We start from the raw sequence: 14,235 nt of genomic DNA on the forward strand, positions 1-14,235 counted from the left end.
GATTTCCGGGGAGGGATAGTTCAAATGCATTCATTTCGTTTGACGTGCGCCGCCGTAGTCGCCGCGGTGGTGCTGGCGGCGCCGGCGTTCTCGCACACCGAGGGCACCTACGAGATTCCGGCGGGAGCGCATTTCAATTCCGCCAAGCTCGCCAGGATCAGCGAGTTCTTCAAGAACGAGGTCGCGACGGGAAAGATTCCCGGCGCCATCGTCCTGATCCAGCAGCACGGCAAGCCGGTGTATCACGAGGCCTTCGGCGTGCAGGACGTGGTCAGCAAGGTGCCGATCACGGACAAGACCATCTTCCGCCTGGCCTCGATGTCCAAGTCGATCACCGCCGTGGTGTCGATGCAGTTGCTGCAGGAAGGGAAATACAAGCTCGACGATCCTGTCTCGAAATACATCCCGTCCTTTGCCAACGTGAAGGTCGGCGTCGAGAAGAAGGCCGAGGACGGCACCAAGACGCTGGAGCTGGTGCCGCCAAAGCGGCCGATCACGATCCTCGATCTGATGACGCATACGTCGGGTATCACCTATGGCTTCTATGGCGACAGCCTGGTCCGCAAGACCTACAAGGAAGCCAATATCTACGGCGGAGATTTCGACCTCGCCGAATTCGCCGAGCGGATCGCCAAACTGCCGCTGCACAACCAGCCCGGCGCGCTCTGGCAGTACGGCCATTCCACCGACATTCTGGCGCGCGTGATGGAGGTGACCACCGGCGAGAAGCTCTCGACGATCGAGCGCGAAAGGCTGCTCGACCCGCTCGGCATGAAGGACACCGGCTTCTTCGTCACCGATCCCGAGAAGCAGAAGCTGATGGCCGAGCCGATGCCGAACGACAGCGACTTCCGCGTCGGCCGGGTCAACGATCCGACCAAGGTCAAGAAATGGGAGTCCGCCAGCGGCGGCATGGTCTCGACCATGGCGGATTATTCGCGCTTCGCGCAGATGCTGCTCAACGGCGGCACCTTCGACGGCAAGACCATCCTGAAACCGGAGACGTTCAAGGAGCTGACGACCGACCGTGTCGGGCCGGGCTCCGGCGTCGAGCGCGACTTTTTCTACTTCCCCGGCGACGGCTTCGGCTTCGGGCTTGGCATCGCGGTGCGCACCGATCCCGGCACGGCGAAGCCGCCGCCGCCCGGCGATCTCGGCGAGCTGAAATGGGACGGCGCCAGCGGCTGCTATTATGTCATCGACCGCAAGCAGGACTTCTTCTTCGTTCTGCTGGAGCAGACGCCGACCGAGCGTCAGCGCATCCAGCGGACGCTGAAGCAGCTCGTCTATGAAGCCATGGAAAACTAGAGCGTTTTCGAGCGAAGTGGATACCGGTTCGCGTGAAGCAACGCGTTGAAAAGAAGGGAATGACGGCATGATCCGATTCAGGCGGATCGGCTCATGCGCTTGCATGCGTGGGGGCCGCGCGCTCGTCGCGGCACTCGCGTTCGCGTTGGTCGCAACAGTTGCGAAGGCCGGCTCCGCGGGGCCGGCCGCGCACAGCTTCTCGGCGGAGGGCCTCGCCAAGGTCTCCGACTATGTCCGGAACGAGGTGGCGACCGGAAAGATCCCGGGCGCGATCCTGCTGCTGCAGCAGCATGGCAAGCCGGTCTACTACGAGAAGTTCGGGGTTCGCGACGTCGCCACCGAGTTCTCGATGAGCGCGGATACCATCTTCCGCCTCTATTCGATGTCGAAGCCGATCACCACGGTCATCGCGATGATGCTGGTCGAGGAAGGCAAGCTCGCCCTCGGCGATCCGGTGTCGAAATACATCCCGGCCTTTGCCGACATGAAGGTCGGGGTGGAAAAGCGCGGCGATGAGGGCAAGATGGCGATGACGCTGGAGCCGCTGAGGCGCCCCATCACCATCGAAGACCTGATGCGCCACACCGCCGGCCTGCCTTACGGCTATTACGGCGGTGGTATCGTGAACAAGACCTACGCCGACGCCGGCCTGTTCAACAACGATCCCGACAATGCCGAATTCGTGGCGCGGCTTGCGGCATTGCCGCTTGCCGAACAACCCGGCACGGAATGGGACTACGGCCATTCCACCGACGTGCTCGGCCGCATCATCGAGGTGATAACAGGCAAATCGCTGTTTCAGGTCGAGAAGGAGCGGCTGCTCGGCCCGCTCGGGATGAACGAGACCGCGTTCTATGTCGCCGACCGGGCGAAATGGCCGCTGATCGCCGAGCCGATGCCGAAGGATCGTACCATCAGTCCGGTCGCCGACGTCCGCAATCCGCGCAAGCCGCTGCGATGGGAATCCGGGGGCGGCGGCATGGTCGGCACCATCGGCGACTATGCGCGCTTTTCGCAGATGCTGCTGAACGGCGGCAGCTATGAGGGCAGGCGCTATCTGAAGCCGGAGACCATCGCGCTGATGGCGAGGGACCATATCGGTCCGGAGACCGGCGTCATGCGCGACCAGAACTACTATCCCGGTCCGAACTCCGGCTTCGGCCTCGGCTTCGCGGTCCGCACTTCGGTGCCGCCGAGCACCGACTGGCCGCTGGGCGAGTATCGCTGGGACGGTGTCGGAGGCACCTTCTTCTTCATCGATCCCGCGGACGACCTGTTCGGCATCTTCATGGTGCAGACGCCGTCGCAGCGCGGCCGGATCCAGCACGAGCTGAAGACGCTGATCTACCAGGCGATGGGACGGTAGACTTTTAGTTGCGTAGCCTGGATGCAGCGCAGCGCAATCCGGGGCGGTCTTGCGCGCGGATCGTGCTGTCCCGGATTTCGCGGAGCCTGTCATCGGGCGCGCGTTCGCGCGACCCGTTGGCTGCACCCGGGCTACGGATCTACGCCGCGCGCACGATGTCCCTGACGTGCCCGACCGCTTCCTCGATCATCGCCGCGGTGACGTCGAGATGCGTGCAGGCCCTGATCCGGCCGTCCATCATCGCCAGTGTCACGCCGCGCTTGCGCAATTCAGCGACCATCTTGTCGCCCGAGACGCCGGCGCCGTCGGGCTTGAAGAAGACGAGGTTGGTCTCCGGCGCCTGCACCGCGATGCCGTTGATCTGCGACAGGCCGCGCGCCAGCGCCCGCGCATTGGCGTGGTCGTCGGCGAGGCGGTCGACATGGTGATCGAGCGCATGGATGCAGGCGGCGGCGCAGACGCCGGACTGCCGCATCGAGCCGCCGAGCCGCTGCTTCCAGCGCCAGACATCGTCGATGAACGCCCGGGTGCCGGCGATCACGCCGCCGATCGGCGCGCCGAGGCCCTTGGAGAAATCGATCCAGGCGGAATCCCAGCCCGCCGTCATGTCGCGCGGCGAGATGCCGGACGCCACGGTCGCATTGAGCAGCCGCGCGCCGTCCATGTGGGTGACAAGGCCGTGAGTCTTGCCGATGCGCACGACCTCGTCGAGCGCCGCCTTCTTCCAGATCGTGCCGCCGCCGATATTGGCGGTCTGCTCGACGCTGACGAGCACCTGCGGCGGCTGGTAGCGGGTGCGCGGATGCAGCGCGGCCTGGAAGGTGTCCGGCGTGAACTGGCCGTCATCGCCCGGCAGCTGCGTGATCTGGAAACCGCCGAGCGCGGCATGGGCGCCGCCCTCGCGCGCGATGATATGCGCGGTCGCATGCGCCAGGATCTCGTCGCCGGGACGGCAATAGGCCAGCGTCGCCGCGACGTTGCACATGGTGCCCGACGGCATGAAGACGGCGGCTTCCTTGCCGAGCAGATCGGCGACGCGGGCGCAGAGCTCGTTGGTGGTCGGATCGTCCCCGACCTGCTCGTCGCCGACCTCCGCCTTCGCCATCGCCTCGCGCATCGCCGGCGTCGGCCTGGTCTGCGTATCGGACAGAAGGTTGATGCGAACGGGCGGGGCCTTGGGATCGGGCCGGGCAGGGGTGTAGTGCATGGCTTTCCTCATCGCTCCGCACTGAGGCGGATTCGCTGCTGAAACGCGATGAGATAAGATGGATCGTCATCGCGCCCTGGCTTCTTGTTTGAGCATGATCGTATCCGGAAAAACCGCTTCGCGCTTTTCCGGATCATGCTTTAGCGTATAGGCCTCCGGGCGGCGTGACGAAACCGCATAATGATGATCTCGGTGGGCGTCACGCGATAGTCGATCAGGTAGGGATACGGTGTCGCCGAAAGCCGGCGGACGCCTGGGCGGCTTGTCGGGCGCCCCGCACGCGGCTGCTCTTGCAGCAGCGTGACAAGTGCCAAGATGCGGTCGCGCACATGGACCGCGCCCTGGGGCGATCGTGTTTCGATATAGGAAAGTGCCCGATCAATCTGAACAACAGCGCGTCGCGTGTAACGGACGTTCACAGCCCGTGCTTTGCCCACATCGCACGGACTTCCTCGGGCGTTGCCAGCTCGCCGCGTGCAATCTCGGCGTCGGCTTCAGCCAGATCGGCGTCTTCTTCCGGCGTGAGCTGGAGCGGTGGTTGGTCGACCCCGGCAAGCTGCAGCATGATGCGCGCGAGTTCGTCCTGCTCTGTGTCAGGCAAGTTTGAAACTGTCTCGAAGGCCTGTTCGAGTAACCGGGTCATCGGCAAGAAACCTCAGCGGGCAGCCATCTCCAAGTCCCGGATATAATAGTCGTCTTGTCGGCAAACAAAAAGGCCCCGGCAAAACCGGGGCCTTTCGGATCTCGCATGCGTGCCGTGATCAGCGCGAATAGAATTCGACGATCAGATGCGGCTCCATCTGCACCGGGAACGGCACGTCCGAGAGGCCGGGGGTGCGCGCGAACTTCGCGGTCATCTTGGAGTGATCGACCTCGATGAAGTCGGGCACGTCGCGCTCGGGGAGCTGGGCCGCTTCCAGCACCGGGGTCAGCTGCTTGGAGGATTCCTTGACCTCGATGAGGTCGCCGACCTTCAGCTTGTAGCTGCCGATGTTGACCTTGCGGCCGTTCACCTTGATGTGGCCGTGGTTGATGAACTGGCGCGCGGCGAACATCGTGGAGACGAACTTGGAGCGATAGACCACGGTGTCGAGACGGCGCTCCAGGAGGCCGATCAGGTTCTCGCCGGTGTCGCCCTTCAGGCGGCTGGCTTCGACATAGATGCCGTGGAACTGGCGCTCGGAAATGTTGGCGTAGTAGCCCTTGAGCTTCTGCTTGGCGCGCAGCTGCACGCCGAAGTCGGAGAGCTTGCCCTTGCGGCGCTGGCCGTGCTGGCCGGGGCCGTATTCGCGGCGGTTCACGGGGCTCTTCGGGCGGCCCCAGATATTCTGGCCCATGCGGCGATCGATCTTGTACTTCGCCTCACTGCGCTTTGTCATCGCGTCCTCTTTTGCATAGCCGTCGCTACCCAGCGGCCGGCGTTTGTCAGTTTCAGGTTTGAGGAGACGCGCCCTCCTGTGTACCGGCCAAAAGGCCTGTACCGACAGGTCCGCCTCGAAAGCTCGGGGAGGACCACGGGTCGCGAAACGCATCGCGGGCCGAAACCGGCCCGCGAGCAACGGTGGTCTTAAGGAGAAAGTCCGGTTCTGTCAAACAAAACGCAGGGCATTTTGGGCCGAATCGGCGTCAAAATTGGCCAATTTCGTCCCTCAGAGGCGGTTTCCGGCCGCCCGGACCAGCCGGGCATCGGCTTGCGGCCGGCCCGCGCCCAGTTCCGCGGCGATTTCGCCGCCCAGCACCTGCTCGAGGCGGGTCAAGGTCTGGGCGATCAGGGCGGCGTCGCAGACCAGATGGTCCCAGCGCAGCACCACGTCGACAGTGTGGTCCGGCCTGATCACGCCATAGCTCAACAGGAATGGCCCCGGGCTCAGCGCGTGCAACTCGCCGGGGCCATAGGCCGCGACCGAGGTCACGCCAAAACTGCCGCAGAAATTGGCGCGCTGCCGGCCAAAATTCATCCCGATCGCCCACGCCAGCCGGCGCAGCGGAAGCGGCAGGCGCGTCACGCAGAGCATTTTGCGGAACGAGGGGATTTCGTGCAGCGGCGCGGTCTTGGCGCGGCGGATCAGCGCGTCGACCTCGGCGAGCGGCATCTCGTCGGCGGCACAGACGCGCTCGAACAGCACGCAGTCCTCGCCTTTCTCAACGCGCGCAATCGCCACCATGCCGACGCTGCGCGGCAGCTCGTAGAGGCAAGGCCACGGCCATTTGACGTGCAGCGTGCGCAGGGTCGGCTCGGTCCTGGCGACCAGCGCGAATGCCTTGACGAAGATGGCGGCCCAGCCCGGTACCTGCGCCGCACGTGCACGGGCCTCGACGATTGCACGGACGTTCAGGGTGCGCTTCAGGGAGACCAGCGGCACGCCAGCCGATGCATGCATCAGATCGGCGACGAGACGGCGCGGCAATGAAATCTGACGAAATTTACCGCGCATCCGTTCGGTTCAGTTCCTTAGCAAAACAGGCAAAAATCAAAGGCCCGGCGAGCTCAAATGGTTGCTCGCCGCACCTGAAGCTCAGATGAACCAGCTGGCCGAAGACCAAGGGGTTCTGCTCACGGCGCTGGTTTTGCCAAAGGCTCGCCGGCCTTGACCACGTAGACGCCGAGCACCTTGAGCGGCTTGTCGCCGGACGTCTTGGCGTCGTGCACCGCGCCTTCCGGGATCTGGTAGGACTCGCCCGCCTTCAGCTTCAACGGTGGCTTGCCGTCGATCAGAAGCTCGAGCTCGCCTTCGAGCACATAGCCGGTTTCGGCGCCGGGATGGGTGTGACGCCCCGACGCACCCCCGGCCGGAACCTCGGCGATCGCGGTGACCGTGTTGAAGCCCGGCGGAAAATCGACCTTCTGCAGCGGCGTCCGCTTGATGCCGCTCTGCTGCGCAAAGGCAGCGCCGGCACCGGCAAGGGCAATCACGGCAAGACCAATCAGTAATTTCCTGAACATGCATTTTCCTCCCAACCCGCAAAACTCTAGCAGCGCGGAATCGCGGCGGAAAGCGGGCGGTGCGTGATGTGCAGGTTCGACGTTGGGATTAGTCCGTTCATCCAACAGTGCGGGTTTGCGCCGCTTATTCATGAGCTACTCAGGCGAACGAGCTGTCTCGGCGACACGCAGCGTTCGCTCCGTCCCAGGCGCGATGCCGGAAGTTGCGCCGCGGTTCCTTCCCGACATGACGGGAACCTGCTCGCCGGAAGCTGTGAACGAGCGGAGCGCCGCGCGGCCGCGTTTGACGTCTACCGCTTGATCCCCGCGAACGCAGCCGCAATGCCGCGCTGGAACAGCGACCAGTCGAAGCCCAGCGCGAGCGCGAGGTAGCCGCGCTCGATCATCGCATTGGCCTGTTCGGCGGTGCGCGCGACGCCGCCGATCGGCACGCCGCTCTTCATGATGCCTTGTTCGGCGCGCTGCATCAGCGCGACCACTTCGGGATCGTCGGGCAGACCGCGCTTGTTGATCGAGGTGGCGAGATCGCCGGGGCCGATCACCGCGAGGTCAATGCCCGGTGTCGCCATGATCTCGTCGATGCGGTTCACCGCATCGACGTGCTCGATCGTGATCATGCAGATCATGTCGTCGTCAGCGGTCGCCATGTAGTCGTTCATCGAGACGCCCCAGCGGAACGGCGCATGGAACGGTCCCCAGAGCCGGTCGCCTTGCGGCGGATAGCGCACGCTGCGCACCGCCTTCACCGCATCGCTTGCGTTGCAGATCATCGGAAAATTGATGCCGAGCGCGCCGATGTCCATCGGTGCCTTGGCGAGATGCGGCTCGTTGGCGGCGATCCGCACCATCGGCACGCAGGGCGTGCCCGAGGTCGCCACGATCATCGCATGGGCGGTGCCGAGATCGATCGGGCCGTGCTCGAGATCGACGATGATCCAGTCCAGCGACTGCGCCATGATCTGCACGGTCTGGATACTCGGAATGGTCGCGATCGCGCCGAAGGTCGGGCGCTTGTCGCGCCACGCCTTACGCAGGCGATTGAGCGGCGTCAGCGGGGCTGCGGTCAAATTCGGTCCTCCCTCGAAGGAGAGCAGAGGCTAGCAGCGCGTTGTGACGGCGAAAAGCATCAAGCCGGGACGCGGCCGCCGAAGAATGGCGTCAGCGCTTCCGTCAGCGCGTGCGGGCGCTTCGAGGTGAAGATCATCTCGGCGCCGGCCTGGTCGCTTTCGTGGCCGGCCGGGCCGAGCAGGTCGGCGACACGGCGTGCGATCGCCGGCGCCGGATCGATCCAGTCGACCGGCCAGGGCGCGAGCCTCCTGAGGCGTTCCAGCAGCAGCGGATAATGCGTGCAGGCGAGCACGACGGTGTCGGTGCGGGCGGGGTCGTGGGCGCCATCGCCGACGAAGCAGGGCACGAGCTCGGCCGCGATATCCTCGTCGCGCACGCTCGCGCCGCTGAGGGCGGCCTCCGCCAGCGAGGCGAGCTCGCCGGAGCCGACCAGCGTCACCTCGCAGCCCTGCGCAAAGTCCGAGATCAGCTTGCGGGTATATTCGCGCTTCACGGTGCCCCTTGTGCCGAGCACCGACACGCGCTTCGTTTTCGACGAGGCGCAGGCCGGCTTGATCGCCGGCACGGTGCCGACGAAGGGCAAAGGATAGGCGTCGCGCAAATGCGACATGACCAACGTGGACGCTGTGTTGCAGGCGATCACGACCAGGTCGGGCGCGTGGGCCGCGATCAGCTCACCGACCAGCGGCACCACGCGGGCGATGATCTCGTCCTCGCCGTGGTGGCCATAGGGGAAGAAGGCGTCGTCGGCGACATAGACGTAATGCGCGTCGGGCCGGGCGCGGACGATCTCGCGCAGCACGGTGAGGCCGCCGAGGCCGGAATCGAACACAAGGATGGTCGGGGGAATGGACACGCGAAAATTCTATCCGAAGCAGGGTTACCATTCAGTTGTCTTTGGCCATCCGGCGGCTTCGGCCGACAAAAGGCGGTGAAGCCGGGAATTTCACATGGCCTTGACCGATAGCTGCAAGTATCACGGCAAACTATTGCTGCGACGTGTGAAATCCAAAAATGCGGCCGCAAGGGAGCAACGCGACATGATCCGCAATACCGCAGCGAGCTGGGGCTCGCTCGCCCGCGCGTTCCACTGGGGGCTCGGCATCGCCATCATCGGCATGCTGGCCTATGGCTGGTAGATGAACCACGTCCCGGCGCGGGCGGACAAGTTCTTCTATCGCTCGATCCACGCCGATATCGGCTACCTGGTGTTGCTGCTTACCGCGCTGCGGCTGGTCTGGCGCGGCCTTAATCCGACGCCTGCGCTGCCGGCCGACATGCCCTCCTGGCAGCGGATTGCCGCCCGCGTCAGCCACGGCGCGCTCTATGCCGTCACCATCCTGGTGGCGATGCTGGGCTGGGCGCATTCCGGCGCCCGCGCCCAGGATTATTCTGATTTCTTCGGCCTGTTTCACGTTCCCCAGATCACCTCGCCCGACAAGGCGGCGGCGGATGCCTTTGAGCATCGCCACATCTTCTTCGCCTATGTGCTGTTGGCGCTGATCGTGCTGCACCTCGCCGCGGTCGCCTTCCACCACTTCGTCAAGCGCGACCATGTCGCCGCGCGGATGGTGGCGACAAGCGAGGTCGACCCCGCCCGCTAGGCGTGGGCGGCCGGCTCTGTGCGTTCCAAGATGGTCGCCCGCGCGGGGACACCTGCGTTATCCTGTGACGAACGGGGACGGCCATCGCGGCTCGAATGCTCATGAACGATTCTGCACGACATCAAACGAACTGGCGCATGCCGGACGAGGGCGCCCCGCATGCCGCCACCTGGATGGCCTTTGGCGCCGACGTGGAGCTCTGGGGCACGAAGCTCCTTCCCGTCATCAGAAATAATCTCGCCAGCGTTGCCAAGGCAATCGCGGTCCATGAGCCGGTGAAGATGCTCGTTCGCGAGGAGGACTACGACATCGCCGCGCGGCTGTGCGGTCCCTCGGTCAGCCTCGTCGTTCAACCGCTCGATGATGTGTGGCTGCGCGACACGGGACCGGTCTTCGTGACCAATCCTGCCGGGCAGCTCGGCGCCGTCGGTTTCAATTTCAACGGCTGGGGCAACAAGCCGCAACCATACGCACGCAAGCAGCATCTATATGCACGCGATGCCGAGGTTGCAGAGCATCTGGCCGGAGCCGCGCAGGCAATCTTCTTGAAGGCCGATCTGGTGCTGGAAGGCGGCGGGATGAAGGTCGACGGTGAGGGGACGGCCATCATCACCGAGAGCTGCGTCCTCAACCCAAATCGCAATCCGGGCGTGTCGAAGGACAAATGCGAGGCCGAATTGTCTCGCCTGCTCGGGCTGGACAAGATCATCTGGCTGCCCGGCATCGCCGGCAAGGACATCACCGACGGACATACCGACTTCTACGCGCGATTTGCCAGTCCCGGCGTTGTCGTAGCCGGCCTGGAACCAGACCCGTCGTCGTTCGATCATGCGGTGACCAAACGACACCTGGATTTCCTGCGCGTCGCTGTTGATGCGAAGGGCCGGCGCCTGGATGTCGTGGTGTTGCAGGGCCCATCGACGGTGCGTCCGAATCACAGCAGCAAGGACTTCGCCGCCGGCTACATCAATTTCTATGTCTGCAACGGTGCCGTGCTCGCGCCGGAATTCGGTGACCCGGCGGCGGATCGCAACGCGCGCGACAAGCTGCGCGAACTGTACCCGGACCGGGAAATCATCCAGCTCAACATCGACGGCATCGCCGCCGGTGGCGGCGGCATCCACTGCACCACGCAACAGCAGCCGCGCTTGTGAAAGCTGGCGGCCCGGTCGCGAAGCGAGCGACCGGGCCGTGGCTGCATGAGCGCGCTAACCCGCCGGCATCTGCTTCTCGACGAGGCGCACCCAGTAGGAGGCGCCGTGGCCGAGGATGTTGTCGTTGAACTTGTAGGCGGGGTGGTGGCACATCGGGCCGTCGCCCATGCCGAGGAAGACGAACGCGCCGGGGCGCGCCTCCAGCATGAACGCAAAATCCTCGGCGCCCATCACCGGCACCAGGTTCTCGTTGACGCGGTCGGCGCCGACCACGTCACGGGCGACCTCGGCGGCGATGCCGGCCTCGCGCGTATGGTTCAGCGTCACCGGATACATGCGTCCATAATCCGTCTCGGCCGAGCCGCCATAGGCCTTGGCGATGCTGGAGGCGACCTCGCCGATCCGGCGCTCGACCAGATCGCGTACAGCGGGATCGAGCGTGCGCACGGTGCCGCCCAGCGTGACCGTCTCCGGGATCACATTGAACGCGGTGCCGGCCTCGAACATGGTGATCGAGATGACGGCCGATTTCAGCGGATCGAGATTGCGCGACACGATCGACTGCAGTGCATTGATGATCTGGGCGCCGATCAGGACGCTGTCGACCGCCTCGTGCGGAGCGGCGCCGGCGTGGCCGCCCTTGCCGTGGACGATGATCTTCAACGTGTCCGACGAAGCGAGCATCGCGCCCGGCGTGGTCGCAAAATAGCCCTCGGGCAGGCCGGGCATGTTGTGCAGGCCGTAAACCTCCTGGATGCCCCAGCGGGTCATCAGCCCGTCGTCGACCATCGCCTTGCCGCCGGCGCCGCCTTCCTCGGCGGGCTGGAAGATCACAACCGCGGTGCCGTCGAAATTGCGGGTCTCGGTGAGGTATTTGGCGGCGCCCAGCAGCATCGCGGTGTGGCCGTCGTGGCCGCAGGCGTGCATCTTGCCGGGAATCTTCGAGGCGTAGGCGACGCCCGAAGCCTCCGCGATCGGCAGCGCGTCCATGTCGGCGCGCAGGCCGATGGTCTTTCCCGAAGTGGATTTGCGGCCGCGGATCACGCCGACCACGCCGGTGCGCCCGATCCCCGTCACCACCTCGTCGCAGCCGAACTCGCGCAGTCTGTCGGCGACGATGCCGGCGGTGCGGTGGACTTCGTAAAGCAGTTCAGGATTCTCATGGAAGTCATGGCGCCAGGCGGCCATTTCATCCGAGAGGGCGGCAACGCGATTGACGATGGGCATGGGGGAGCGTCCGTTTCTTGTGAGCTTTGGTGGGTGGCGCAGCGTAGCGTAACCCGCCGACTTGTCACGCGGAATGGCGTCAGCCCGTAGCCCGGATGGAGCGGCCTACAAATTCGCCAGCCCGCATTCGACGGCGAGGCGGACCAGCTGGGCGTCGGTCCGCATGCCGGTCTTGGCCTTGATGAGGTAGTGATAGTTCTGCACGGTCTTGGTGCTGAGGTTGAGGTTGGCGGCGATCTGCTCCTTGGTGCTGCCGGCCGCCAGCTGCCGGAGGATTTCGATCTCCCGCTCGCCGAGCTGGTCGAGCGCCGATCGGGTCGGCACCAGGCTTTCCAGCGCCAGCACGCGCGCGACGTCGTCGCTCATCGCATGCTCGCCGCGCGCCACCGAGCGGATCGCCGCGATCAGCTCGGCCGGTTCGCTGCCCTTGGTGACGAAGCCGCTGGCGCCGGCGCCGAACGCCGCCTTCACCTGGGCCGCCTCGCTGTGCATGCTGAAGACGAGGATGCGCGCGTCGGCGTCGCGCGCGCGGATGTTGCGGATCGCCTCCAGTCCGCTGGCACCCGGCATCGAAATGTCCATCACCACCACATCGGGCCGGTGCGACTTGAACGCGCGATAGGCATTGGCGGCGTTGTCGGCTTCGGCGACCACGCGGAAATCGTCCTGATGCTCGAGCACGCGCCGGTAGCCCTGACGGACGACCGGATGATCGTCCACCAGCAGGATCGAGATGCCCCGAATCTTCGCCGTCGTCGACGTCACGATTGTCATCTCACGCGGCGAGCGGGATCGTGGCGGCGACCGACAGGCCGCGGCTGGCGCGCGCGATCGACAGCGAGCCGCCGAGGGCCGTGACGCGCTCGCTGACGCCGGTGAGGCCGAAGCCCGCGGATTGCGCCACCTTGGCCGCATCGCCGCCGCCATCGTCCTCGACCCGCACCAGCAGGGCGTTCTCGCTTCCGGTCCGCCGCTCGATCCGCAGCACGATCTCGCGCGCCGAGCTGTGGCGCAGCGCATTGGTCAGGCACTCCTGCGCGACGCGATAGGCGGTGGCGGCGACCGTGCCGCTGATGTCGGCAAGGTCGCCCTGCAGATCGAGCTGGATCATCGGCTGCACCGTGCGCGACCGCCAGCTGTCGACGAGATCGACCAGGCTTGCCTCCAGCCCGAGCTCTTCGGCCGGCGGATGACGCAGCCGGTTCAGTGTATCGCGCAGGCACGCCATGATGCGGCGCGTCGCCTGCGAGATCATCCGTGCATCCTGCGCAATTTCGGTGCCGGCGGCGTACTTGTCCCCGGCGCTTGCCTCGATCGTGTTGGCGAAGGCGAGGATCGCGGTGAGGTTCTGGCCGAACTCATCGTGCAGCTCGCGCGCCAGCGTGCGGCGTTCGTCGTTGCGGATTTCGAGCAGCCGCCGGGTCAGCACCGTGCGTTCCTCCTCGGCAAGCGCGAGACGGTCGCCGAGATCGCTGACGGCACGCCCGATCATCGCGAGCTCCATCGAGCGGACGCGCGGCAGCGGCGTACGGTACTCGCCGTCGGCCATCCGCTGCAGTGCCGACACGATCGAGTGCGCGGGCGCCAGCGTGTGCGCGATCGCAAGCGAAGCGAGCAGCGCGATGGCGAGCGCCATCAACAGCGCGACATGGATGTTGTCGAGAATGTGCTGCCAGGCGAGCGCGATCGCGGCGTCCGGATCGGCGATGGCACGCACGGTTCCCGCGGTCGCGGCGCGGGCGCTGATCGGCCGCTCCACGGTAGCGTGATCGCCGAGTATCATCTGCACGGTGGCCGCGAACCAGCGCGGCGGCGCCTTGCCGATCCCTTTGCTCTGGCCGCAGAGGGGCTTCTCGAAGGCGCCGGCCGGTTCGAACTGCACGCAGATCCCGGGCGCGATCAGGCCCATGGTTTCGATGGTGCGCCAGTCCGGTGCCGGCAGCAATTGCTCGCGCATCCGGTTGCTGCGCAGCAGCAATTCGCGCCAGTACAGCGCCTCGAGCGATTGCGAAACCCGCTCGGCGGACGCCTGCGTGGCGCGATCGACGCTGCGATAGGCGTCGATCGTGGCCCAGACGGTGGCTGCGCCGAGGCATAGCGCGACGATCACGAGCAGGCGGGCGACCAGTTGAAGCACGAGGCGCATGCGATCACTCCACGGCCAGAGCATGATCCGCAACGGAGAGAAGCGGGTGGTCATGCTCAAACGAGAGATGCGATGCTAACAGCAGCGCTGTTCCCCGCCAATCGCAAGCATGCGAAGCTGTGCAGGTCGGGAAATTTGCCCGACGAAATCTGGGCAGATGTCTTTGGACAGCGCAGGCCGGCTCTGCTCTAACGGAAAGTGAGGCCCGCGC

14 protein-coding genes and 1 pseudogene are annotated in these 14,235 nt (G+C 65.5%); 4 read left to right on the plus strand and 11 right to left on the minus strand.

Going from position 1 to position 14,235, the window contains the following annotated elements:
* Window positions 1-24 precede the first annotated feature (24 nt).
* Complete coding sequence (locus JEY66_RS18155) at window positions 25-1,308, plus strand: serine hydrolase domain-containing protein (protein ID WP_018272419.1); 1,284 nt, start codon at window positions 25-27, stop codon at window positions 1,306-1,308.
* Between the two features lie 103 nt (window positions 1,309-1,411).
* The gene (locus tag JEY66_RS18160) at window positions 1,412-2,674 is read left to right on the plus strand and encodes a serine hydrolase domain-containing protein (protein WP_018272418.1); all 1,263 of its coding nucleotides are present in this window, start codon (window positions 1,412-1,414) and stop codon (window positions 2,672-2,674) included.
* Between the two features lie 139 nt (window positions 2,675-2,813).
* Here the strand turns inward: JEY66_RS18160 and JEY66_RS18165 are convergent, their stop codons facing one another.
* The 8 genes from JEY66_RS18165 to murI all read right to left on the minus strand — a co-directional run bounded on the left by JEY66_RS18165 (window position 2,814) and on the right by murI (window position 8,749).
* Window positions 2,814-3,881, minus strand: a complete 1,068-nt coding sequence (locus tag JEY66_RS18165) for a threonine aldolase family protein (RefSeq protein WP_026192980.1) — start codon at window positions 3,879-3,881, stop codon at window positions 2,814-2,816.
* 140 nt (window positions 3,882-4,021) lie between these two features.
* Window positions 4,022-4,318 carry a type II toxin-antitoxin system RelE/ParE family toxin gene (locus tag JEY66_RS18170; protein ID WP_075968403.1) on the minus strand — a complete coding sequence of 99 codons (297 nt, stop codon included), beginning with the start codon at window positions 4,316-4,318 and terminating at the stop codon, window positions 4,022-4,024.
* Window positions 4,297-4,524: a hypothetical protein gene (locus JEY66_RS18175; RefSeq protein ID WP_016843157.1), complete on the minus strand. Its 228-nt coding sequence runs from the start codon at window positions 4,522-4,524 to the stop codon at window positions 4,297-4,299. The genes JEY66_RS18170 and JEY66_RS18175 overlap by 22 nt, the downstream gene beginning before the upstream one ends.
* Before the next feature lie 118 nt (window positions 4,525-4,642).
* Entirely contained in the window at window positions 4,643-5,260 is a 618-nt protein-coding gene (gene rpsD / locus JEY66_RS18180; RefSeq protein WP_016843156.1) for a 30S ribosomal protein S4, read from the minus strand.
* 270 nt (window positions 5,261-5,530) lie between these two features.
* A complete protein-coding gene (locus JEY66_RS18185) occupies window positions 5,531-6,316 on the minus strand; it encodes a hypothetical protein (RefSeq protein WP_018272417.1) in 786 nt (261 codons plus the stop codon).
* 119 nt (window positions 6,317-6,435) lie between these two features.
* Window positions 6,436-6,825, minus strand: a complete 390-nt coding sequence (locus JEY66_RS18190) for a cupin domain-containing protein (RefSeq protein ID WP_016843154.1) — start codon at window positions 6,823-6,825, stop codon at window positions 6,436-6,438.
* 290 nt (window positions 6,826-7,115) lie between these two features.
* Complete coding sequence (locus JEY66_RS18195) at window positions 7,116-7,892, minus strand: HpcH/HpaI aldolase family protein (protein WP_018272416.1); 777 nt, start codon at window positions 7,890-7,892, stop codon at window positions 7,116-7,118.
* A 59-nt stretch (window positions 7,893-7,951) separates the two neighbouring features.
* Entirely contained in the window at window positions 7,952-8,749 is a 798-nt protein-coding gene (gene murI, locus JEY66_RS18200; protein ID WP_026192979.1) for a glutamate racemase, read from the minus strand.
* Between the two features lie 184 nt (window positions 8,750-8,933).
* Between murI and JEY66_RS18205 the strand changes: the two are divergent.
* Together JEY66_RS18205 and JEY66_RS18210 are read left to right on the plus strand one after the other, a co-directional pair.
* Window positions 8,934-9,497, plus strand: a pseudogene (locus tag JEY66_RS18205) (cytochrome b).
* Window positions 9,498-9,598: 101 nt separating this feature from the next.
* A complete protein-coding gene (locus tag JEY66_RS18210; RefSeq protein ID WP_244620878.1) occupies window positions 9,599-10,651 on the plus strand; it encodes an agmatine deiminase family protein in 1,053 nt (350 codons plus the stop codon).
* Window positions 10,652-10,705: 54 nt separating this feature from the next.
* Here the strand turns inward: JEY66_RS18210 and JEY66_RS18215 are convergent, their stop codons facing one another.
* The 3 genes from JEY66_RS18215 to JEY66_RS18225 all read right to left on the minus strand — a co-directional run bounded on the left by JEY66_RS18215 (window position 10,706) and on the right by JEY66_RS18225 (window position 14,024).
* Window positions 10,706-11,878, minus strand: coding sequence for a M20 aminoacylase family protein (locus tag JEY66_RS18215; protein WP_018272414.1), 1,173 nt, complete (start codon window positions 11,876-11,878; stop codon window positions 10,706-10,708).
* Window positions 11,879-11,983: 105 nt separating this feature from the next.
* Window positions 11,984-12,652 (minus strand): response regulator, encoded by a 669-nt coding sequence (locus JEY66_RS18220; RefSeq protein ID WP_018272413.1) that lies wholly within the window; start codon window positions 12,650-12,652, stop codon window positions 11,984-11,986.
* A 1-nt stretch (window position 12,653) separates the two neighbouring features.
* Window positions 12,654-14,024, minus strand: coding sequence for a sensor histidine kinase (locus tag JEY66_RS18225; protein WP_018272412.1), 1,371 nt, complete (start codon window positions 14,022-14,024; stop codon window positions 12,654-12,656).
* Between the last annotated feature and the right edge of the window lie 211 nt (window positions 14,025-14,235).

This window comes from Bradyrhizobium elkanii USDA 76 (assembly GCF_023278185.1).
Taxonomy (GTDB): domain Bacteria; phylum Pseudomonadota; class Alphaproteobacteria; order Rhizobiales; family Xanthobacteraceae; genus Bradyrhizobium; species Bradyrhizobium elkanii.

Excerpts from the sequence above, each read along its gene's own strand:
- JEY66_RS18160 (WP_018272418.1), top strand. The coding sequence starts at position 1,412 with ATGCGTGGGGGCCGCGCGCTCGTCGCGGCACTCGCGTTCGCGTTGGTC.
- JEY66_RS18185 (WP_018272417.1), bottom strand. The coding sequence starts at position 6,316 with ATGCGCGGTAAATTTCGTCAGATTTCATTGCCGCGCCGTCTCGTCGCC.
- JEY66_RS18175 (WP_016843157.1), bottom strand. The coding sequence starts at position 4,524 with ATGACCCGGTTACTCGAACAGGCCTTCGAGACAGTTTCAAACTTGCCT.
- JEY66_RS18210 (WP_244620878.1), top strand. The coding sequence starts at position 9,599 with ATGAACGATTCTGCACGACATCAAACGAACTGGCGCATGCCGGACGAG.
- rpsD (WP_016843156.1), bottom strand. The coding sequence starts at position 5,260 with ATGACAAAGCGCAGTGAGGCGAAGTACAAGATCGATCGCCGCATGGGC.
- JEY66_RS18215 (WP_018272414.1), bottom strand. The coding sequence starts at position 11,878 with ATGCCCATCGTCAATCGCGTTGCCGCCCTCTCGGATGAAATGGCCGCC.
- JEY66_RS18225 (WP_018272412.1), bottom strand. The coding sequence starts at position 14,024 with ATGCGCCTCGTGCTTCAACTGGTCGCCCGCCTGCTCGTGATCGTCGCG.
- JEY66_RS18155 (WP_018272419.1), top strand. The coding sequence starts at position 25 with ATGCATTCATTTCGTTTGACGTGCGCCGCCGTAGTCGCCGCGGTGGTG.
- JEY66_RS18165 (WP_026192980.1), bottom strand. The coding sequence starts at position 3,881 with ATGCACTACACCCCTGCCCGGCCCGATCCCAAGGCCCCGCCCGTTCGC.
- JEY66_RS18220 (WP_018272413.1), bottom strand. The coding sequence starts at position 12,652 with ATGACAATCGTGACGTCGACGACGGCGAAGATTCGGGGCATCTCGATC.
- JEY66_RS18190 (WP_016843154.1), bottom strand. The coding sequence starts at position 6,825 with ATGTTCAGGAAATTACTGATTGGTCTTGCCGTGATTGCCCTTGCCGGT.